12 protein-coding genes and 1 tRNA gene are annotated in these 23,728 nt (G+C 47.1%); all 13 read right to left on the bottom strand.

Annotated features, from left to right (window positions below; translation table 11 throughout):
- Nucleotides 1-5: 5 nt before the first annotated feature.
- A complete protein-coding gene (locus B160_RS0100390) occupies nt 6-1,613 on the bottom strand; it encodes a RagB/SusD family nutrient uptake outer membrane protein (protein ID WP_018625851.1) in 1,608 nt (535 codons plus the stop codon).
- Between the two features lie 9 nt (nt 1,614-1,622).
- Nucleotides 1,623-4,742: a SusC/RagA family TonB-linked outer membrane protein gene (locus B160_RS0100385; RefSeq protein ID WP_211218022.1), complete on the bottom strand. Its 3,120-nt coding sequence runs from the start codon at nt 4,740-4,742 to the stop codon at nt 1,623-1,625.
- Between the two features lie 193 nt (nt 4,743-4,935).
- The gene (locus B160_RS0100380) at nt 4,936-5,886 is read right to left on the bottom strand and encodes a dihydrodipicolinate synthase family protein (RefSeq protein ID WP_018625849.1); all 951 of its coding nucleotides are present in this window, start codon (nt 5,884-5,886) and stop codon (nt 4,936-4,938) included.
- 1,063 nt (nt 5,887-6,949) lie between these two features.
- Nucleotides 6,950-7,038: transfer RNA gene (locus B160_RS0100365), tRNA-Ser, on the bottom strand.
- Nucleotides 7,039-7,142: 104 nt separating this feature from the next.
- On the bottom strand, nt 7,143-8,576 hold the full coding sequence (dnaA, locus tag B160_RS0100360) for a chromosomal replication initiator protein DnaA (protein WP_018625847.1): 1,434 nt from the start codon (nt 8,574-8,576) through the stop codon (nt 7,143-7,145).
- 432 nt (nt 8,577-9,008) lie between these two features.
- On the bottom strand, nt 9,009-9,629 hold the full coding sequence (locus tag B160_RS0100355; RefSeq protein ID WP_018625846.1) for a DsbA family protein: 621 nt from the start codon (nt 9,627-9,629) through the stop codon (nt 9,009-9,011).
- Between the two features lie 244 nt (nt 9,630-9,873).
- Nucleotides 9,874-12,486: an ATP-dependent chaperone ClpB gene (gene clpB / locus B160_RS0100345; protein ID WP_018625844.1), complete on the bottom strand. Its 2,613-nt coding sequence runs from the start codon at nt 12,484-12,486 to the stop codon at nt 9,874-9,876.
- 232 nt (nt 12,487-12,718) lie between these two features.
- The gene (locus B160_RS27995) at nt 12,719-14,650 is read right to left on the bottom strand and encodes a family 20 glycosylhydrolase (RefSeq protein ID WP_018625843.1); all 1,932 of its coding nucleotides are present in this window, start codon (nt 14,648-14,650) and stop codon (nt 12,719-12,721) included.
- A gap of 228 nt (nt 14,651-14,878) precedes the next feature.
- The gene (locus B160_RS0100335) at nt 14,879-15,880 is read right to left on the bottom strand and encodes a right-handed parallel beta-helix repeat-containing protein (protein ID WP_018625842.1); all 1,002 of its coding nucleotides are present in this window, start codon (nt 15,878-15,880) and stop codon (nt 14,879-14,881) included.
- A 99-nt stretch (nt 15,881-15,979) separates the two neighbouring features.
- Complete coding sequence (locus tag B160_RS0100325; RefSeq protein ID WP_018625840.1) at nt 15,980-17,080, bottom strand: DUF4998 domain-containing protein; 1,101 nt, start codon at nt 17,078-17,080, stop codon at nt 15,980-15,982.
- Nucleotides 17,081-17,106: 26 nt separating this feature from the next.
- Nucleotides 17,107-18,306 carry a DUF4959 domain-containing protein gene (locus B160_RS0100320; protein ID WP_018625839.1) on the bottom strand — a complete coding sequence of 400 codons (1,200 nt, stop codon included), beginning with the start codon at nt 18,304-18,306 and terminating at the stop codon, nt 17,107-17,109.
- Nucleotides 18,307-18,325: 19 nt separating this feature from the next.
- On the bottom strand, nt 18,326-20,242 hold the full coding sequence (locus B160_RS0100315) for a RagB/SusD family nutrient uptake outer membrane protein (RefSeq protein ID WP_018625838.1): 1,917 nt from the start codon (nt 20,240-20,242) through the stop codon (nt 18,326-18,328).
- A gap of 22 nt (nt 20,243-20,264) precedes the next feature.
- Nucleotides 20,265-23,660, bottom strand: coding sequence for a TonB-dependent receptor (locus B160_RS0100310; protein WP_245562131.1), 3,396 nt, complete (start codon nt 23,658-23,660; stop codon nt 20,265-20,267).
- Nucleotides 23,661-23,728 lie beyond the last annotated feature (68 nt).

Below are 23,728 nucleotides of genomic sequence, written 5' to 3'. Positions count from 1 at the left end.
ACAACTTACCATCCCGGATTCTGTTCTAATTTGCCGTTTACACCAATTTCATATGAAGGGATCGGCCATAATACATTTCTTGCTGTGGCTCCTGTATAATAAACAACTGCCGAAGTCACATAGGAAGCCGTACTCGAAGGTATTTCCAGCAATCCATTTTTCATATTGGTCACAAAATCACCCCAGCGAATAAGGTCATCTTTTCGAAGCGCCTCAAAGCAGAGCTCTCTTGCGCGCTCCTTTTTTATTTCACTTTTAAATTCCTCATAATCCATAGATGTTATATCCACAGCGGGATCAGGGGTATTTGCATCAACTCCAATCGCCCGTCTTCGCACCTGATTCATCGCTTCATACGCCTCCGGCAAAGGAGCATGGTTCACTTCATTTAACGCTTCAGCATACATCAGCAAAACATCTGAATACCGGAGAAGAGGAAAGTTCTCCGGAGTGGTCGCGGCATTTTTAGGAAGCAAGGTTTCATATTCCCTTCTAAATTTACCGCTATTCCGTCCCATCACATTAGCGGTCGGCGACCAATACTGAATCGTATCTGCATTATACCTGTATGGGGCAATTGCCCAATCCCTGCGCAAATCATTATCGCTATATATATTATACAGCCAAATAGTGGGATGAATGGCTCCTATTGAATATCCCCAATCAGCAGATCCGGAATACTGGATACCATTGTTGCGCCCTACCTGCCCTCCTGTATTGGAGTAAATGCCGGTGCCATTTCCATAAAACTCTACTTCCAAAATACTTTCTTTAATATCATATAAGTCCTGCGCATAATTAATAAATATTTGCCGGTAAGATGGATTTAGCGCATGCTCACCCGACTGAATGACTTTTTTCGCCCAGCTTGCGGCCTCCGCATATCTTGATACATCATTCACCGGATTGCCGGCAGCATACAGGCAGGTTCTTGCAAGTACTCCCCATACAGCGGATTTACTTACCCTCCCTGCCGATTCGACCTTCGAAACGTCATAGACCAGATCCGCAGCTTGTGTCATATCAGCAATGATCTTATCGTAAACCTCTTTGACCGGAGTTCTCGGAACCTGCACGTCTTCTATTTTAGCCGAGGTGCTTGGTTCTAAAATCAATGGCACACCGCCAAACCGGGTCGCCAGCATCAGGTAGAAGTATGCCCTTAAAAAAAGCGCCTGTCCTTTGATATTATTTCTATCTGTCTCTTCAATATCAATCGAGGGGTTGTCAACGCTGGCTAATAAAAAATTAGCCCTGTTAATGCCCGCATACAGATCTCTCCAATAGCTTAAGATCTTCGTATCGGTGACAACACCCTCATAATAGGAGATCGTATTCCGGTCAACAGAGTAATGAATGAACCCTTCATCTGCTTCCAGGCCCAAACGTCCTAAAATCACCCCTCCATATAATGTTCCATTCGCTAAAATTGCGTAAACACCTTTCAGCGCTGTTTCCAACTGTGTTTTATCTGCATAATAGGTTTCGGTGCTAACAATATATTTTTCCGGGCTTATATCCAGCATCTTATTACAGGAAATATTTGACAGCAAAACAGCAGCAATTAAAGAGGCCAGTAAAGATTTTTCGATTGACAATCTCATATAGATCATTTTTTTATACTATAAGGTTGCTTTTATCCCAAATGTTGTGATAAGATTTCTGGCATAAGCAGAGTAGTCAAACCCCGGAGTCAATACGGAATTTTTTGTAGAAACTTCAGGATCCATTCCCGAATAGCTGGTCCAGGTATATAAATTCTGACCCGATACATAAAGGCTCAATGCTTTAAACGTTCTGCCCAATATTTTCTGTGGAAACGCATATGCCAACTGCACGGTCTTCAAACGTAAAAAAGAGCCGTCTTCTATCGTTCTGGACGAATAAATACCCCTCGGCCCAAAACCGCCTGTACGGTACATGTCGTTGGTCGGGTTCTCCGGCGTCCAACGGTTTTCGTAAGATGCATATTGATTCAGGTTTTGGCGATTCGCAAAATTTCCTTCGAAAGCGATACGGTTGGCATTCATGATATCATTGCCATAGCTCCATTGCAAGAAGATATTTAAACTAAATTGTTTATAGGTGAAATTATTATTAAAGCCGCCATAGTGAATCGGTAATCCTCTGCCGATCACCACCAAATCCAGTTCGTTCACTACTCCATCTCCGTTTTGGTCTACATATTTTGAATCGCCGGGCTGGATGGCTGTTCTTTCAAGCCCGTTCGTCGGTACCGATTGTTTCAATAAATAAGACCCATCCGCCTGCTGATCAAAATCTTCAAACTGGTAAACCCCACCCCATTTATAACCATAGAACGCGGCCGCAGGGCCTCCTAATTTTGCTATATACAAAGGGGTAGCGTTAAAATCACCCGTAAAAGAAACAGACGATATAATATTGGGTTGATCTTCAGAAAGAGCTGTAATCTTGTTATCGTTAAAACTGATATTGAAATTACTTTCCCAGCTGAAGTTCCTGGTTCTTATATTCGTTGTAGCCAATGAAAATTCCAAACCCCTGTTTCGTATAGCGCCAACATTTTTATACGCATTTCTAAATCCTGAGCTATACGGTAAATTTGCCCTTAATAACAGATCCCTGGTTGTTTTGGCGTATGCATCAATTGTTAGCTGAATTCTATTTTTCAAAAGCGAAAAATCCAACCCTAAATCCAGCTGGTCTGTCCGCTCCCACCTCAGATCCGGGTTTCCCATGTTATCTATAACAGCGGCAAAATCGGGGATTGCATTACCAAACGAGTAATAATCCGACAAATCCAGGCTGAAGAATCTTGCAAAATCGCTGACCCGGTTGTTACCCGTAGAACCGTATGTCATACGGATTTTTGCATCATCGATTACATGAGTATTCTCAATAAACTGCTCCTTGCCCAAACGCCACATTAAGCCTGCCGAGGGAAAATACCCCCAACGGTTCTGTTTCGAAAATTTGGACGACCCATCTGCTCTTATCGAAGCGGTGAGGTAATATTTAGATTTATAGTTATAGTTCGCCCTCCCCAGAAACGAGACCAATGCATTTTTGGAAGCAGAGGAAGTAACAGCGCTCGGAAGCCCCAATTCCATGGCCCGTAAACCCAATTCCTCATTAGGGATATTTGTAGCTACATAACCATACCGTTCAAGCGATGTTCCCTGCATGGTAAAACCACCGGTAAAGTCAACCTGATTGTCCTTATTGATCCTTTTTTTATAGTTCAACGTATTCTCATTCACCCAGTCGATTAATTCTGTATTAGAATAAGAACCATTTACCCCTTTTAAGTTTACTGCAGAGGGGTACCCTCTATATGTTTTCGAATTGTTAAACGCCTCATTTTTGGTTGTCCGGTAATTATACCCGCCTGTTATCTTAAGCGTCAGTTCTTTAGTGATATCATAATCGATCCCCAGGTTTGCCTGCAAATTATTGCGGGTCTGCTGCCTGATCTCATTTTTAGTGGAAATAATAGGGTTCATTGTCAATAAGCTGCTCGCCGAATTACCCCCATCAACTTCTTCGTCAAATAAATCGTCAATCAGGTCATCTCCCCCGGTCGAAATCGGCCGATATCCCCAGGTTCTATACATCAGATAAGTAGCATAGGCATTTGAAGAATTCGCCTGGGAGGAAGAAATAGCTCCATAATTTTTATCTCTTGTATAGTTTATATTTAAGCTTGCTTTTAATTTTTTACTGATTGTCTGATCCAGGGTAAATCGTCCTTGCTGCCTGTTATAACCGGAATTTATAATTACTCCTTCCTGATCAACGGCCGACGTAGAGACAGCATATTTTGTTTTGTTGGTCCCACCCCGTAACGATAAGCTATGATTCTGCATGATTGCATTATGAAAGAGCAGATCCTGCCAGTCAGTTCCGTTAATATTCCTATAATCTTCCAGTGTTCTTCCCGGATTTGTAAGATACCTTTCTGTCATAATCTCCGGATTAATTTCGAGCTGATATTTTACGAATTCATAAGCATCCATCATTTCCATTCGCTTTGTGGCCCTTTGCAAAGCTGCATATCCGCTATATGTAATAACCGGTTGTCCGATAGCTCCCTTTTTTGTTTCAATTATTATCACGCCGTTTGCGCCTCTTGCTCCATATATCGCTGTAGCGGATGCGTCCTTTAGCACATTGATGGAGGCAATATCATCAGGATTCAATGATGCCATTGAAAAGTCCTCTATCGGGAAACCATCCACCACATACAAAGGAGCATTGCTCTGCGTTAAAGAATTGCCTCCCCGGATGATCATATTTGATTCGGAGCCGGGCTGGCCGTCATCGCTGGATACCTGTAAACCCGCCACACGCCCCGCTAATGCCTCAGCTACATTCGGCACCGGTGCTTTCATTATATCATCGACATTCACTTCCGCAACGGACCCGGTCAGATCGCCCTTCTTTACCTGCCCATAACCAATAACAACAACATCCTCAAGCTCCGTATCAAATTTCACCATCTGAACATCCACAGCAGTCTGGTCGTCTACCGGCACCCGAACTGAAAGGTACCCAACGTGCGAAAACACCAAAGTATCTTTCGGCCTTGCCCTAAATGTAAATTCTCCCCTTCCATTCGTGATCTTGCCTGATTGCAGGCGGCTCAGGCTGATCACAACGCCCGCTAAACGCTCACCTGTAGTTGAATCCGTTACAATCCCGGTAATCGTCTTTAACGGATTATCCTGGCACAACGAATTAAAAGGTATGGAAAAAAACAAAAAAAATATAATTAAGTAATGCTTCATATTCTTGGCTTCCGGATGAACAATCTTATTTAACTAAAATTCATATGATAAGAAACAAGCGCTTCGTTCTCAATATATCTCTACAGCAGGCAACCCATTTGCAATCAATCGTTTCACAAAAATAACTTCATCTCATTCCTCCGCTTTTCAATTTTTTTGCACATTTTTATACGATCTTACCAATATTTACTTTCGTTCCTGTTAGCTGTCCCAACAGTTTGCTGTACCTTAATTCCAGCTGGTTGATACCATCCATGGTCTTGTAAGATATTTCGTTGCCCTTCGATTTACGGGTATGGGAAGACATCAATATGCCCTTTTTTAATAAATAATACTTTGCCGATTGTGGGTAGTCCCTGTGCATCACCTCCATCTCATCTATGAAAAATTGCTGTACCAACGCCACTTCTTTTTCCATTGCGGGGTCATCATAATTGTCACACAACCACACCACCAATTCCGGGAAATAGTTCCCCTGAATACAGGAAAGCCCGACGGAACCCGATTTTAAAGATTCCACCGCATGCGCCATATAGGCATCATATAAAGCAAAATCTTTTACACCTGCAGAAAGCCTGTTTTTTTCCTTTACCTGTTCAATATCCAGGCAGGTATCTTTATGATAAATAATCCGGCCTGTACTTACCACGCGGCCCAGCAATTGCGGCGAAAGAACTACTTTATACGGCTCGGGGCATTCGTAAAAACCCAGGGGGATATTTGCAGTTAACTCCAGTAACCTCAGAATGTTTGCCTCTAATACAGCTTCAGGCTCATCCTGTTTTACCAATTGATTGGTAAGCAATATAACCGCCTGTACACCCAATGCATAAACTTTTCTAACAAATGAGGCCTGCGCTTCCAGGGTATCTCCAAAATTACCCGTGGCCACAACGGGAACTTTTCCATCGACAATGCTCAATACATGTGCTACCAGGTTTAGCCGTTCATCGGGTGTTAATGCAAACATCTCGCTCGACTGGCAATTCGCAAATAATCCCTGTGCCCCGTTATTGAGGTAAAAATCAGTCAGCCGGGTTAATCCATTAAAATCAATACGGCCATCTTCACGAAAAGGCGTCAGCATTACCGGTACAAATTTTTTCTTATTGTTCATTGGTCTATTTTTCTATCGATCATTAAACGTATTTCTGTCTGGAACGTGGAAATTCCATTAAGCGCCAGGGCTTTTAAAAATCCATCTGCTTATTCTATTTACTAAAGAATAACCCGGATAGCAGTCATCGTTCCTGCCAGAGCAGCACCAATACCCGGGTGTTTTGAAATAATCCCTGACAGGAAAACCCCAGCACCCGACAGTGGCCTTCAGAGATCCGGTAGCTACATATGCGATTATTTCAATGCTGCTAAGATATTTTGTTGTAGTCCGGGATATCTATATCATCTTGACAGTTATGTATAATATTTTATCATTGTTCAATTGACCTGCTCATTTATTTTCAGGTTCTCCCGACAGGTAGCATTGACTGCAATCAGCTTTTGGCAGCTTTTTCATCAAGTTCTTTAATAAGGCACGCTCATCTTGCACCTTCTTTCAGATATAACTGCTCATTGGGGGGGTACAAATTTCGAAATGCGCTCTTTTCAAGACAAGCGGTTCATCTGCTGAACCTTTTACGGGGAGCAAATCGGGCCGGATCCGTCGGGTACATTTTGAAGCCCTTCACTATGCAACGATTTGCAAGCTTTAAAATGAGTGATCTCTTAAAATGGTTTATGGAGATCCCAATCATGACCTGCACCACAGGCAATGTCTTCACCATAGCCGTCAATTTATGGTCCGAATCTATGGCTCTCCTCTTTTCATTGCAGGTTTTTACAACGAATCTCGGTTCGTTATTGGCACATGAGGTGAGGCATGCCTCTTATAATATTACCCAGGATACAAAAGGCGGGCGGCCTGAATGATCCGGCAACGCCCGGAATTTATTCCGGAACCAGAACATCCTTCGGAACAGCAGAGTGCTATAGGCACGGCATACTCTTAAGTTGGCTGTTATGGTGTCTTCACTGACCGGACATATATTTATAAAGATAATTTTGAAACCGGTGTACTATTAAACAGCGCCTTTTTTATCCAATCCGGCAGGACCGGAGACAAAAAAGGCCCGGAAACATTGCATTTCCGGGCCTTCTGCCAAGATCTGATAATCTTTTTGCGGTGAGGGCGGGATTCGAACCCGCGGTACAGTTTAACCCGTACGGCAGTTTAGCAAACTACTGATTTCAGCCACTCATCCACCTCACCGGCTGATTCCCTTACAAGGGCTGCAAAAATAGAGAAACTCCACTATATAAACTAAAAAATATGGGTAAAATCATTAAAAAAACAGGCACGGAAAAGCAGCGGGCTTACATAGCTGCCAACTGCACCTTCTGATGCAGTTCCAGCACGTTCTCACGGAAAACGGCGTCTGTATCCATCAGGTCTTTCACCGTTTGGCAGGAGTGGATGACCGTTGTATGATCCCGGCCGCCAAAATGTTCGCCGATGGTCTTCAGGCTGTTTTTGGTAAAAGACTTCGCCAGATACATCGTGATCTGACGGGCCTGAACAATTTCCCGTTTGCGGGTCTTTTGCAGGAGCTTATCGTAGGGTACATTGAAATAATCGCAAACCATTTTCTGGATGGTATCGATCGTGATCTCTTTGCTGGAGGATTTGATAAAGTTCCGCAGTACTTTTTTTGCCAGGTCAAGATCGATCTCCCGCCGGTTCAGGGACGACTGGGCCAGCAGGGAAATGAGCGCTCCTTCCAGTTCCCGCACATTGCTGTTGATGTTGTAGGCAATGTATTTTACCACTTCCTTGGGCATTTCCAGGCCATCGGCCTTCATTTTCCGCTCCAGGATCTCGATGCGGGTTTCATAATCGGGGATCTGAAGATCTGCGCTGAGCCCCCAGCGGAAACGGCTCAGTAAACGCTCCTGTACCCCTTCGAGGTCCTTGGGCGACTTATCAGATGTAAGAATGAGCTGCTTTCCGGACTGGTGCAGGTGGTTGAAAATAGCAAAAAAAGCATCCTGTGATTTTTCCGCTTTGCTGAAGAACTGCACATCGTCCACGATCAGTACATCGATCAGCTGGTAAAAATGGATAAAATCATTGATGGCATTGTTCCGGCTATGGTCCATAAACTGATTGATGAACTTTTCGGAACTAACATAAAGCACTATTTTATTCGGATGCGTTTTCTTTACCTCATTACCAATGGCCTGTACCAGGTGTGTTTTTCCCAACCCTACCCCTCCATATACGACCAGGGGGTTAAAGGAATTGGCGCCCGGCTTCTCCGCCACTGTTTTCCCCGCCCGCCGGGCCACACGGTTACAATCGCCCTCTATATAAGCATCAAACGTATAGTTGATGTTCAGCTGAGGGTCAATCTGCATTTTCTTAATGCCCGGTATGACAAACGGATTTTTTACAGGGTTATTGATCACGAGCGGAAAATCCATTTCGTTATTTGAATAGGTTTTGTATCCCGTACCGGTAACATCCATGGTAAGCGGCTTGTTTTTGCTGTTTCCGCTATCCACCATTATACGGTATTCCAGACGGGCCTCTTTCCCTAACTCACGCTTCAACGTCTTTGCCAATAAATTTACGTAATGTTCTTCAAGATACTCAAAAAAGAATTGGCTGGGGACCTGGATCACCAGCACGTTGTTTTTCAATGAGATTGCCTTTATCGGTTCAAACCAGGTTTTATAGTGCTGCCACTCCACAATGTCTTTAATAATCTTTAAACAATTAGACCAGATTTTTTCGACATTTTTCTCCATCAGAAGTTACCAAGTTTATTGATGCATTTACGATAATGTTTCTCCTAAAAGTCCAGCAAGAAACCATCTTCTCATAACGATAAAAAAAGTTTCGCGGGACAGCGAATATCCACATTTATTCAACATAAAAAAAATTTAATCCTTTATTTTTTTTACGTACAGCACAAAAAAAAAAATTTCCGATTGTTTCTTGAATTTTTTTTAACCAAAGCGCCGGATCGGTAAACCACCGCCGCCATGGAGGTCCGGCTTCCCGGCCCTGCCCTTGCTTAACAATTAAGCGGCTCCCGATTTACGAAAACGGGCCGAAACCCTTTACTGTAAAGGATTCCGGCCCATTATCCGTCTTTTTACTGATCGTCCGCTGCAAAAGAACGACCGTTCTCAATTCCTATAAAAGAAAATAGCAGAATGCCGTAAGATCGTACAAAATCATTTTGACTTTGCCTTTGTTTTCGCCGGGGCTTTTGCCTCCGCTTTGGGTTTTGCTTTTGCCTTTTCGCCGGTCTTTTTTTTGGCTCCCTTGAGGGCTTCATCAATGGCCTGGCTCAGGAGCGGATAAGTGGTTTTACCTTTTATCATCTGGCCGTTTACAAAGAACGTCGGCACTTCTTTTACGCCCAGGTCGATCCCATATTTCAGATCATCCTGTACCTGCCATCCATAGGTTCCGTTTACCAGCTCTTCAAGAAAATTCTTATTATTAACACCCGCCTCCTTTGAATGTAATTTTAAACTAGTGGTACCAAGATTCCTCCTGTTTTGAAACAGCACATTATGCATCTCCCAAAACTTTCCTTCCTGCGCAGCAGCAATCGCAGACTCCGCAGCTTTTAAACTCCGCTGATGAATTCTCGTTTGGGGAAAGTGACGGAAATTCAGTTTTACCTTACCTTCATAGTTCTCCAGAATCTGCTTTACAATTTCATTGGCCCGGGCGCATTCTTCGCTTTCATATTCCCCAAATTCCATTAATATCACGGGCGCGTCTTTCTTGCCCACAAATATATCTTTAGGCTCAATAATTTCTTCAGCTTCTTTCTTCAGGCTCATACAATTAAAAAATTTTTCTGGTTTGGATGGGCGGCACCGATTTTTAAACTTTTAAAAATCAATACATAAATACAACAAATATCTCAAAAAAGCGGTTGAAGATAATTTTTTTTTTCTTCTTACAAATTTTTTCTTTCAATGAAGCCAGGCTGCTTTATAAACATTTAATTATCAACACTTACCGGGGAAAACCCATGCTTCCGCCCGCTAAAGAAATGGGGCTGTTTTAAGCGCCCCATTCATTTCATTTTTCTTTGCCGGTCTGGTTTTCATTTCTAAAGACCACCGTATTATCAAAAACATCCACCAGAACGGGCCGCGACCGGTCCAGGTCGCCCTGCAATATCCGTTTGCTCAGCTGGTTTACGATCTCTTTCTGGATCAGCCTTTTTAACGGGCGGGCTCCAAATTGAAGGTCATAGCCCTGTTCGGCAAGGAACTCCAGCGCATAATCACTAAACTCCAGTTGAATGCCGTTTTGGGCAACCAGCTTCCTGAGCGCTTCCAGTTGTATCTTCACAATGCCTACAATGTCTCTCTTCAATAACGGGTGAAACATAATGATCTCATCCACGCGGTTCAGGAATTCCGGCCGGATGGTTTCCCGCAGCAGGCTCATGACTTCGGCCTTTGCTTTGTCCGTGGCCGCATCCACATTCTTTTCGGTCACATCTTCAAACGCGTTTTGAATGATATGGCTGCCGATGTTGCTGGTCATGATGATGATGGTGTTCTTAAAATTGACCACCCGGCCTTTATTATCCGTAAGGCGGCCGTCATCCAGCACCTGCAGCAGCACGTTCCATACATCCGGATGCGCTTTTTCTATTTCATCCAGCAATACCACGCTGTAGGGTTTCCGGCGTACGGCCTCGGTCAACTGGCCGCCCTCGTCATAGCCCACATATCCCGGAGGCGCTCCTACCAGGCGGCTCACCGTATGTTTTTCCTGGTATTCGCTCATATCAATACGCGTCATCATGCTTTCATCGTCAAAAAGAAATTCTGCCAGCGCTTTTGCCAGCTCGGTCTTTCCCACACCGGTAGTGCCCAGGAAAATAAAGGAGCCGATAGGTTTACGGGGGTCCTGCAGCCCGGCTCGGCTTCTGCGTACGGCATCTGCCACTGCGGCTATGGCCTCATCCTGGCCTACCACGCGCTGGTGCAGGTGCTCTTCCAGTTGCAGCAACCGCTCTTTATCGCTCTGCAACATTTTCGTAACCGGGATGCCCGTTGCTTTTGCAATGCTTTCGGCAATGTCCTCCGCGTCCACTTCTTCTTTAAGCAACCGGCTTTCGGCACTTTCATTCAGCTCTTTGGTAAACCGGATGATCTGTTCTTCTTCTTCTTTTATTTTACCATACCGGATCTCGGCCACCTTGCCGTAATCGCCATTCCGCTCGGCCTTTTCCGCTTCGATCTTATAGTCTTCGATCTTTGCCTTTCCTGCCTGTATCTTCTCTACCAGCTCTTTTTCTTCCTGCCATTTAGCCTTGAGGGTGTCCCGCTCTACAGAAAGGTTTGCAATATCCGTATTCAGTTGTTTTAATTTCTCATCATCATTCTCCCGTTTGATCGCTTCGCGCTCGATCTCCAGCTGCCGGATATGCCGGTTCAGGCGATCAAGCTCCTCGGGCATGGAATTCATTTCCAGCCGCAGCTTGGCAGCGCTCTCATCCACCAGGTCGATGGCCTTATCCGGCAGGTAGCGATCGGTGATATACCGGTGCGATAATTCCACCGCCGCAATAATGGCCTCATCCTTGATGCGCACATGATGGTGGGTTTCATATTTATCTTTTAAGCCCCTTAGGATGGATATCGCATCTTCTACCGAGGGCTCGTCTACCAGTACTTTCTGAAAACGCCGCTCAAGCGCTTTATCCTTCTCAAAAAATTTCTGGTATTCGTTCAATGTTGTGGCACCTACGGCCCTCAGCTCACCGCGTGCCAGCGCCGGCTTCAGGATATTGGCGGCATCCATCGCGCCTTCGCCACCACCGGCTCCCACCAGTGTGTGGATCTCGTCGATAAACAGGATGATCTCTCCGTCACTGCCGCTGACCTCTTTGACCACTCCCTTTAACCGTTCTTCAAACTCACCCTTGTACTTGGCCCCGGCAATGAGCAGCCCCATATCCAGCGCATAGATCACTTTCGACTTAAGATTCTCCGGTACATCCCCGTTAATGATCCGGTGTGCCAGTCCTTCTACAATAGCGGTTTTACCTACACCGGGCTCCCCCACAAGGATCGGGTTGTTTTTGGTACGGCGGCTCAGGATGTGCAGGGTACGGCGGATCTCTTCATCACGGCCGATCACGGGATCCAGCTTGCCCTGCCGTGCCAGTTCGTTCAGATTTTTTGCATATTTATTCAGCGCGTTGAACTCCTGGGATTGTGTCTGCGAAGACACGGTTCCCCCCTGCCGCAGATCTTTGATGGCTGTGATCAGCCCCTTTTGGGTAAGGCCTGCATCTTTAAGCAATTTAGCAACGGCATCGCTCCCCTCCACGATCGCCAGGAGCAGGTGCTCGGGCGTGATAAATTCATCATTAAATTGCTTCAGGGAGGCTCCTGCCCTCAACACGACATTATTGGCATCCCGGCTGATCTGCTGGGCAGGCTCTCCGCCGGTAGCAGGCAGTTTTGCCAGCAACTCATCCAGCTTGGAGTGCACCAGATTCACCGTTACATTATTTTTTTTCAACAGGTATTCGATCGGTGAATCTTCCTGGTCCAGCAACGCCTTTAAAATATGTTCTACTTCTATATTCGGATTTTTAGCATTAAAGGCCAACTGCTGGGCCTGTTGAAATGCCTCTGCTGCTTTAATTGTAAAATTTCCTAAATTCATAATTTGTATTTAATAAGATCCAGGCGGTTGCCTGACTTTGAATTCCGGGATGTGTCCCGCACCCGGGATCAGTTGCCTGTATCTGCGTTCTACATAGCAAATCAAAATCCAAGCCGCTTTTTGTGGAAATTTTGTCAGGAATTTGCACCAAAACCTGACTATAATTCAGTCAGAATAAATGTTTTATGAAATTTTAGCAGGAAACCGGCTGCTTCCGGAAAAAAGCACGCATTTACGGCCCGGGATCAAATAGCCATTCCCTGGTTTCCCGGTTAAGGCCTGCCGCCTTTTTTAACGGGATAACGGTAAACATGAGCTTCGGAGGTACCTGCCAGTCCTTTAACGGGTCAAATCGGTCCACCGGAAGTTTTACCAGTATGCTGTTCCACCCCTTCTTAACCGCTATTCTGTGGGGCGGGCGGATATAATGCATCTCATCTGCCAGCGGCTCTTCAAGTAAGCCGCTTTTTCTTCCGGCATATTGAAACGCAGGAGGACTGACCAGCTGTTCGTTGATCCATATCCTGCTTTTATTATAGTCCCACGCTCCTGCAGGTGGTGTGGCGTCGGCACCCGATTTCGACTGGTCCTTGGTATCGATCCAGAAATCCACAATTCCGGCACAGTTACTCCGGAAACGGGTATAGGCATACCAGGTGGTTTGTTCCTGCGGATGCAACAGCCAGGCGCTTGTAAGCGGAAAATGGGTATGCCATAACCAGACGGTGCCCCCGGTAACCGGCAAACCGGCCGCCGCTTTTAAAGAGCCGGGCTGCTGCTCGGGCCAGAACGGCTGATCCAGGCGGCCCTTATTATTAAAGGGTCCCAAAAGCTTCCACCGGATATGGGTTTGCTGCATATAATTAAAAGGAAGCCCGGAAAAATATTGTTCCTTATGCGCAAGCAGGCGCCGTTCAAAGTTTTTAAAATCCTCCGCCCTTTCCGATTCCGGGGTGCCGATGGAAAAATGGTACCCACTGTAGCCGCCCCCGCGCCAGCTCCGCTCCGCAAAGGCAAGGAGGGCCGGGTAGACCGCATTCTGCACCAAAAGATCCCGTTGACCTGCAACCCTCCGGTCGCTCCATAAACAGACCTCGGCGCCCAGCAAACTTTTATTGCCCTGCTCCCGCTCAAAAAATTCACGGTTAAAAATGGTAACCACAGTATTTTCCGGGTCCATATCGCTGATATACAGGAAACGGGAGTCAATATACTTTCCGGTGGTATCCTTTTTATAATGCTGGTCTTCTGCCTTCCATAAATGCTGCACCGTTTTATTGCTTTTGGCTGCTCCCGGGTTCCAGGCGATCACTTTTTTTCCGCAGGAGTCCAGCAACGCCTCAATTTCCGGAACAAAATTTTTATTCGTGATGTGTACCTCATCGGCACCAATGTGCAGGTACGGTACGTCATAGGTCGCCGCCACTTCCCTGATGATATTTTTCACCACTTCAAGTCCGCGCCCACTTTGCATATCGAACCCCATCGCACGCGTAAATGCCTCACTGTGGCCGGGCATGTCCATTTCCGGCACCAGCGTAATATGGCGGTCCCGGCAATATTGGATCAGTTCCTTTACCTGCGCCACGGAATAAAAGCGCCCCTTGTTGCGCGTCATAGATGCGGCGCCGGTAAGCTGCGGATACTTTTTTATCTGCAGCCGCCATGCAACATTTTCCGTCAGGTGCAGATGAAAAACGTTCATCTTATAGCGGGCCATTATATCGATCTGTTGTTTCAACTGGCTCACCGACTGAAAATTGCGTCCTGCATCTACCATATATCCCCGCCAGGAAAAAGCAGGATAATCTGTGATAGCGCAGCCACCGGCCTTATTTCCTTTCAGCAATTGTTGCAGGGTCTGCAGTCCGTTAAAGATCCCATGGGGTGTATTGGCCTTTAGCAATATGTTTTCAGACGACACGGTCAGCTGATAGGCCTCGTCGGAACAAACAGACGCCGGAACATGATCCAGCATTATATAAACAGAGCGGTCCGCAAGTTTGCCGGGGACCCCTTTTTTTACAGGAAGCCGTTTTAATCCGGCGGGTAAAAACCGGGCCAGCAGTGGTCGCAGACTGTCGGACGAAACATAAACGGCCCTGGCCTCTGAAATATCAAACACTGCATTCCGCCAGCTTAGCTCGCGGGGCAGCGGGATCAACGCTGCCCTTTCCGTTTGTGCGGCAGCGCATGAGAAAAGAAAGCAACTAATCATACATAATAGCTGGATTCCTTTTTTCCTGATCGGTTCCAATCGCTTTTTGCGGTTCATGTATAAGGGGTCCGGCCTGACCGGCTGTGATGATTAGAGGTATTGCACTAAAGTTACGCAAAAGACAGTTCCCCGCCGTCCTGTACCATCATGCGCCGGCAATGATCGCCCCGGCGCTCAGGGCTCTGTGCAAAGGGTACCACCGGTATTTCCTGAAAACGTATTGCCCCACTGGCCGAAGTTTGTTACCAGCGCCGGATGCCGTATGCTGATGGCACAACCACTATTATTCGTAATGTTGTTGTTATACACCTGGCACCCGTCATCCGGCTGATTTAAATTATTCTGAAAGCGGATGGCATGCCCGTAGGTCCGGTCGATGGTGCAATTAAAGATATTGGCTCCATTTGCCTGATCAATACCGATGGCCCCTACTCCCCGGCTGCTCTTATTATTTTTATAAAACCACACATTATTTACAAAGCAATTGTGCGAGCCACCATCGATCGTAAGCCCCTCGCCTCCATTTTCATAGCATTGCGAGTTTTTGATCGTATTATCGGAACTGGCCCACTGCGAAATGCCCACAATGTAATTATAATAGGCTTTTACGCCTTCGATCCATATATTGTTTGCATTATGAATTAACAGACCGGAGTGGCCGCTGTTGCGGAAATGGCTGTTATAGATCTTTGTTTGATTTCCAAAAATGCGCATATCGGGCTCGGGCAGGTTTCCACCATCGATATAGATCCAGTCGATCACGGTATTTATAATGCCCCCATCCACATCTATAACCGAAACGCCCTGGCCCGGTGCTGCCGGTGCTTTGCGCAGGTAATTGATTGGATCGGTACCATTATTTTCACCTCTTATCGTTAACCCGCTTTTATTCACATGTACGGTTCCTGTAAAATAGTGGTTCCCGGCCCTGATCACAATCATATCGCCGGAAGCAGACTGGTTGATCAGGTTTTGAAGGGCCGCTGTTTCGTCCGGCCCGTTTTGGGCGCTCAGGTACCTTGTAACAGCCAGCAGGGCATTGTTGGAGGTTTTTTCAGCAACGGCCTTCTGGTGAGGATCAGCGCCTGCCTGACCGGGGTTCCCGGATTTACTGCAGGCGAAAAGGAAAAATACGGCGCCCAGCAGGGGGCGGCAAAGAAAATACGTCTTTTTCATTTTTCTGTTTTTTACGGTTTATAAAAAGAGCCGGTTTTTATTTCCAAAAAATTCCGATTGCCATCCAGGTAACCGATCCCCACTTTTCCCGTAATCTTCTTAAAAAATATTCCGCTCCACATACGCGCTCAATTCGCCCAATACCATAAAATCCCCGTCGCCGGTAAGCCCTATAAATTTAAAGTACCTGCCTGAAACGGCTGATGTAATGGGATAAAACTGCTCGCCGCTTGCAAACCTGTCAAAATTAAAAATGCCGAGGTCTGTCCAGGTGATATTGTCTTTGCTTATCAGTACCTGGAACGTGTTGGGCCCCCTGAGGTCGCCATTCGGTGCATCTTTAATGGTTCGTTCAACGCCCAATTGTGTTAAAGTCTTCTCCGATCTCATATCAATGATCACCCAATGCGGATATGTTGCACCAACCTGCGAATGCCAGCGGGTGGCAACAGTACCGTCAATCACTGCGGCGGCGCCGCCGCCCGACTCGTTATGCTGATCGGAATAGGATACAACACTCCATTTTGTTTTATCCAGTTTGATACTTCTGATCGCACCGTAAGTATTGTAAATCGTATCAATCGCATTGGAATCCGCAAGAAATACAGAACGATATTCAAATTTTGTATCTGCCGCAAAATCATCAATAACGCTGGCTGACTGGGTATTGCCCACGAAAAGCTGTTTCTGCACGCCGGCGGTATCTTTATAGGTTAACTGCAGCCCTACTTCCCCGTTGTAAACAGCAGCAGCCCCCCAATTGATCGTCAACACATCTGCCTGCACTGCTGCGGATGAAACAAAACGGTTTGTCAGTGCCGCCAGGTAACCATCGCCATAGGCACGGCCATTCACCTCCACGGGTACGGAGCTGTTGCCGTTCTTATCAAAGGTTTTAATAATGAATGTATAGTATTGCTCCTGCAATCCCGTAATGGGCACCTGGATCGTATCCTGGGCGGGGGTGATGTTTACCGAAACGGAATCGCTGTAATTGTTCCAATACACTTTGGCGCTGCTTACATTGGGATCGGAGGCGCGCGGCCACACGATCGCTACTTTTTTATAGCCGGGCCGTACCACGGCTTTTGCTTTTTCCACGTACACCCTGCCGCCGGGTTCAATAAGGTTTTTATAACTGTCATCTATTTTTGAACAACCCCATGCTACGAGCAGGATATATAAAAATAAATTCTTCATGAATCATTTTTTTTGACGGATAATAATTACAGCTCTATTTTTCCCCAGAAACTGATCTCGGAAACTACGATCTGGCCGATAGGCCCGGAGCTGGCATAGGTGGCGATGGTCTTGAACCGGATGTACCGGAAAGCGCCCTGGTCGCCGGTAAACTCAAAATCGCCGCCGTTTACAACCGAATACGTCAGGTCTTCTTCTGTGATCTGCCCCTGTGGTAGTCCCGAGGGTTTGATGAACTCGAAGCTGCCCAGCTGCTTCCAGCCATCCCAGCTGCCATTGGCGGGTGGATCATTGGACCCCCATATCTCAAATTGTTTAACGCTGGCGCCTGCGTAGGGCGATTCATGATAATGCATCACTTTCATGCGGCTGGCCGTAACGGTCTTACCCAGGTCAAGCGTAAACCATTGCGGTATCTGCAATGTATGTACGGTAGCAAAAATATTGTAGTTGCCGATGCCCCAGGAACCATCGTATACATGCGGAAGATCAAACGACTCCACATACTGGTAGGTATCTGTGGGCAGGTACATGGCCTTCCAGGTGGTCTTGGGAATAAACTGCTCAAACAACGGTTTTATAACCGCCTCTACCTGCGGCGACCGGTTATTCCACCGGTCGCGGACATAAACCGCAAACCTTTTTGAAAGGGTATCAAAACCCCGGGCCGAAAAAGTGCCGGAATCGAGTGCACTGTAATACGAATTGATTTCTTTATATGCACCGTTCCCAGTGGTATCATACAACAAGGTAAAGGCAAGGTTTGCACGGGTAGGATTCCGGTATCTCAGCCGCACCCCGCCAAAAGTAGGCTCAAGACTGATGGATTGCTGTACCTGCATTACGGGAGGTGTAAGCGGCACCAGGTCCACTGTTAAGGGCTCCGACGCTTTTTCATTTTTCCCAACACTATAAATCGTTATCTGCCGCGGACTTATATCTCCAAAACCCGATACTACGAGGGTATCTTTAAAAACAGAAGATTTGGCCTCTGCTTTTACCCCTGGCTGTATCTCATAAACCGCCTTTACATAAGAGAGGTTGGCATCCACCGGCAGGCTGTACGTGATAATACCGCCGCCCGGTGTGGGCTTTACCTGTATATTCGTAACCTGTGCCGGAGGGGGCATGCTGTCATCCGTATAATTATAAACGGGCTCCTTACCACAACGGGCAAGGAGGAAAGCACTTGTTGCTATTAAACTGATTTTTAGAAAATTTTTCATTTCAATACTTTTCTGATGTTTACCAGCCGATATTCTGCTTAAGGTTTGTATTCCGCGTCAGCTCCTCTTCCGACAGGGGCCAGAAATAATCCTTAATGCTGAACCGCTGATTATATAAAGTAACCGGGTTGTAATAAGCCGCAGCCGCGCTCTGGTTTATGTCCCAGCCGCGCAAGGGCGCATTGTACTCCTGTATGCCTTCCTTCCAGCGCCGGAGATCCCAGAAGCGATGCCCTTCAAACATCAGCTCCAGGTTGCGCTCCCTGTGAATGATGCTGCGCAAACCGTCCTTTGTTGTATACTTTACTGGATTTTTTGAAAAATTGGTCCACGCCGTTTCAACTGCAGGAAGACCCGCCCGTTCCCGCACCAGGTTTATGTACTGGTACGCTTCCGCACCGGGGCCACCCGCCTCGTTTAAGGCCTCCGCATATAAGAGGTAAAGGTCTGCCAGGCGTATGAGCGGCCAGGGATAGTTTACATAGGAGTACCGGGTGGTATGATCCATCGTGTTTTCAAAATGGACTACTTTTTTTATGGCGTACCCGGTAACCGGACCATAGGCGGGGTTGCTGAGCCCGTTGATCTGGCCACGCTTTGAAGAAATATAATAAAGATCGAGCGGCTTGCTGTCGTCAAACCGGCCCTGCCCGTACCAGATGCCGCCATCAAAGCCCAGACTGGCATAGAAACGCTGCTCCCGGTCAAAATTAAGTGCAGCGGTGGTATATCCCTGTCGTACCATTAGCCCCTCGGCAGCGGTGGCCGTCCTTAACGTATAGCGCTGGTCATAGCTGTATGTTTTATCCTCCTCAATAGGCACCCCGTTTTTTGTATAAAACTGTTCCGCAATTTTAATGGGTGCATCCAGGGCATTCAACATCACGGTATTATCAGGAAAAGCAGGATCCCACTTGGGCGGCGTATGGAACTGGATGCCGTCTGCCCAGCTTTGAGTATTGGCCCAGATGATCTCACTGTTCCATCTTTCGGTAAACGATGTCCGGATACTCAATTGCGTGCGCATGGTATTGGAGAGGGTTACATTTTTATATGTAGCAGGCACGTTATACAATGCATACCCCAGTTCCGTACAAATATCAACGGCCTCTTTACAGGCGGCCACAGCGCTGGTCCACTTTGCAGGATCTGCCGTTTGATTAAAAAGCCGGGTCCCATCATTATTTTCAAGCGTGGCGGCATCCGTATTGCCGTTGTATAGAGGACTGGCGGCGGTTACCAAAACCAGGGCCTTTACGGCATATGCAACCGGCCTGGAGATACGGCCCAGCAGGTCCTGGTTCGTAATGGCGTCGGGTAGCGAATCTTTTGCCTCATCCAGCAGCTCAGTAATATAGCTGAAGCATTCATCAACCGTATTTCTTGACATTTTTACCTGTTCAATCGACGCGTCTACCGGCAGGTTCTGTTTTATAAGGGGTACGGGGCCATACATCCGTACCAGGCAGAAATGATACCATGCTTTTAGAAATTTCACCTCTGCGATCCAGTAAGTTTTCATAATGGGGGGCACCCCGGGCACTTTCCGGGCATTCTCCAGGAAAATATTACAATCGCGGATGGCTTTGTAGTAGGACTCCCAGTACTCCTGCCCAATCGGGTTTACAAAGTTCTGGTTGCCCCGCGCAATGTTGAACATCCGGCCTAACTGGCCCCAGCGGCTCTGCAGGGGAATCATTTCATCGCCTCCCGTTAAAGCCGGGTTTAAATTCGGATCGGCATCTTTTAACAGATAGGAATAGCAGGTGCCCAGGTATTTTTCAGCCTGCGTGCGGGTAGCGAAAGCATTGTCGATCGTTGCAATATTGTCCGGTACAATGTCGAGGTACTGTTTACAGGAATTAAGCGCCACCGATACGATCACCCCTACCGCCCAGTATAATGGCTTTATATTTTGTATGCTGCAGAATTTCATGCTATCAGTTTTTTAGAAAGTGTTAGTGGAACGTTATGTTCAGTCCCACGTTAAATACTTTTTGCAGGGGGTATCCCAACCCGTTCCCCGCCATTTCCGGGTCCCACATTTTAAACTTGCTGAACGTAAGCAGGTTCAGCGCATTTACATAAACTCTTAAGTTATTTGCTCTCAGTTTATCCTGGATGCTTTTTGGAAGGGTGTACCCCAGCTCTACCTGCTTCAGCCGGAGAAAAGCGCCGTTGCGCATCCACCAGGTGCTGGACTGTGTATTGTTCCCCTGCTCAATAGAGGTGCGGTCGTCCTTTTCGCTCAGCCGGGGCATGACCGCGTATACATTTTGATCGGACTCCGACCAATAGCTGTCTGCATAGGCTTTGAGCAGCTGGGTCTGCCTGAAAAAGGGCATGGTGCCGGTATACTGGCCGTTGCTGCCAAAACCTGCTACATTGATCCAGAACGATTCCCGGGCAATGCCATTAAAGAAAAAGGACACATCAAAATTCTTAAAGCCGGACGAAAGACCGAAGCCGTAATTGATTTCGGGAGTGGTGGGATAGCCGATCGGTGCTTTATCCGCTTCCGTGATCTGCCCGTCGTTATTAATGTCAAGATATTTGATATCGCCCCCCATGGCGCCGTCAATAAAATTTTGCCGGGGAGCATTGGCTGCTTCGGCATCGTCTATAAACAATCTTTCGGCAATATACCCAAACACACGTCCGATAGGCTGACCTACGTGCGAGCGGTATGGATCTTTATATGCCGGCTCTTCATACACATCATACCGGCTTGTGGCGTACGTAAAATTACCAAGTGCCGATACCCACAGGTCGTTACTGAATGTTTTTTTATAATCCAGTGAAGCGTCGATCCCCCTGGAAGACGCCTGGCCCACGTTGGCCCGGTTTACCGCGGAAAGTCCCATAGTAGCCGGCACATAGGCCCGGTCCATCAGGATGTCCTTCCTTTTCTGAAGAAAATAATCCGCTTTTAAATTCAAGCTGTTGAACAGCTCCAGCTCCACGCCATAATTTTGCTGTATGGATGTTTCCCAGCTGATATTGGGATTTGCATACCGGTTCACCAAAATACCGTTCATAGGACCATATTCCAAAAGACCGAACCGATAAGCTCTTTGAGCGCTGTTCATATTCACTTCCGATAAATAAAAAAAACGGTCATCGGGGCTGCCGATGGCATCATTGCCTACCAGGCCATAAGTGGCCCTGAACTTTAAATTCGACACCACGTCTATCAAGGGCTCAAAGAACTGCTCGTTGGATACCGTCCAGGCAAGACCCGCCGACGGAAAGAACCCAAATCGCTTTTCTTTTGAGAAACGCTCGGAGCCATTGTAACCAAAATTGAACTCAACATAATACCGGCTGTCATAACCATAAGTAGCACGGCCCGATACACCGATATTTCTGAAGGGCAGCGATTTCTGAAGGCTTCCGGCATTGGCATTTAAGCGCTGGTTCAGCATATAGACCAATAAACCGCTGACATTGTGCTTCCCATGGAACGTGCGGTTATAATCCAGCTGTGACTGCATGTAGAAGAAGGTTTCAATGGTTTTCGGGCCTTCTGTATAACCCAGGTATTCGGTCCCTTCTGCTTCATTAAGCGGCATCAGGATATACTGATCTGTTGCCCGGTCGTAGCTGGCTACCTGGTAAAAATAGGGGTTATAAAAGCGGTTCACGTCAAAAAAAGAAGTGCGGTTCGTGTTCATCATGGTATTCCAGGTAAGCCCCTTAACTACGGAATTGAGATTTTGCTTCAGCTCCAGCTGTGCCAGCATCAGGGAGCGTGAATAATCCCTGTAGCCCTTTACCATGTCTGCGTAGGGGTTGATGAACGGGCCATTCTGGTCGGTACCGCCAAACAGGATGTGCCGGGTTTCCATATTGGCGGAATCGGGGGGAAAGAACGCCGGGTAGGCCACCGGGTTGGCATGCATGGCGCTGTAATACATCTGGTCGCCACCCGGCACCGGGCCTGTATAATCGTCAAAATTGCCGTTGAGCCGCACCGTTAGCATGGTAGATTTAGTAACATCAATATCCACATTTGAGCGAAGCGTATAGCTTTTTAAATTGATATTGTTGTTGAAATTGTTACGCCGGTCCACCTTCAGCACGCCGTTATCTTTATTAAAAGCGCCGGATACAAAATATCTTGCCACGCCGCCGCCACCGCTCACATTGAGGTTATAGCGCTGGTTTACCGCATATCTTTTAAACAGCATCCCGATCCAGTCATTTTGGGGATATACGTACGGGTTGGCGCCCGGTGCGGCCGTGCGTTCAATTTTCTCCTGCGAATACAACAGCTGTATATTGCCTCTTGTAGCCCGGGCCTCATTTGCCAGCTTCATATAAGTGACCGGATCGGCGAGCTCCACCGTTTTAGTGGGGGTAGAAACCGAATTTTCCACCCGCAAAGAGACCTTGGCCTTTCCCACAGCTCCTTTTTTTGTGGTTACCAGTATCACGCCGTTGGCCCCCCGCGCGCCATACACGGCAGTGGAAGTAGCGTCTTTTAATATGGAGAAAGTGGCGATATCATCGGGTTGCAGACGGGCCAGATCCGTAGGTGTGAGCTCAATTCCATCGATCAGGATCAGCGGGTCCCGCTTATAGCCAAAGGTGGTAACGCCCCGGATAAAAAACTCGGCATTGTCCCGGCCGGGCTCCCCTGACCGCTGGAAGGCGATCATACCGGCCACCCTCCCTGCCAGCGCAGTCGTCAGATTGCTGGCCGGTATCTTCAGATCCGACGGACTTACAGAGGTAACAGCGCCTACCACATCTTTTTTCTTTTGAGTACCAAAGCCCACCACTACCACTTCTTCGATCTTTTGCTTTTCCAGGTCCGGCTCCAGGGCAATGGTCATATTGCGCGCCTGGCCAACGGCAATCGTTTTTCCCTTATAGCCAACGGAGGTGACCACCAGCGAATCGGTTTCGGCGTCCACCTCAATTATAAACTTCCCGTTAAGATCCGTAGAAGCGCCGCGGCTGGTGCCCATAACGGAAACGGAGGCACCTGCGATCGGCTCTCCTTTCTCATTGATCACTTTACCGTTCAGCACCCAGGAAAGCGGCACCACCTGTTGTTTCCTGCTGGTAATGAGGATGGCCCGGTCCATCAGCTGGTAGGTAAACGGCTGATCAGCAAAACACAGATCCAAAGCCTGTTTCAGCGGAACATCCTTCAAATTGACAGACAGGTTCCGGGCATTCCGGATCTCCCGTACATCGGCTAAAATGGAATAGCCACTTTGCCGGCCGATCCATTCTATCACCGTTTTAAACGGCTCGTTTTTAGCCTTCAGTGTGATTTGCTGCGACCATGCCGATGCATTCACCTTTAAACAAGCGATGATAACCAGCAAAACGGTTAATTTCATTGCTAAGAAAGTTTTAGGTTCTGTTCCTTTACAAGCAAAAATGAGACGGGCAATCCGGTGCAAAGCCC

Source organism: Niabella aurantiaca DSM 17617 (assembly GCF_000374125.1).
Classification (GTDB): Bacteria; Bacteroidota; Bacteroidia; order Chitinophagales; family Chitinophagaceae; genus Niabella; species Niabella aurantiaca.
The sequence above is the reverse complement of the archived record's forward strand: the minus strand, read 5'-3'. Positions and strand labels throughout refer to the sequence as shown.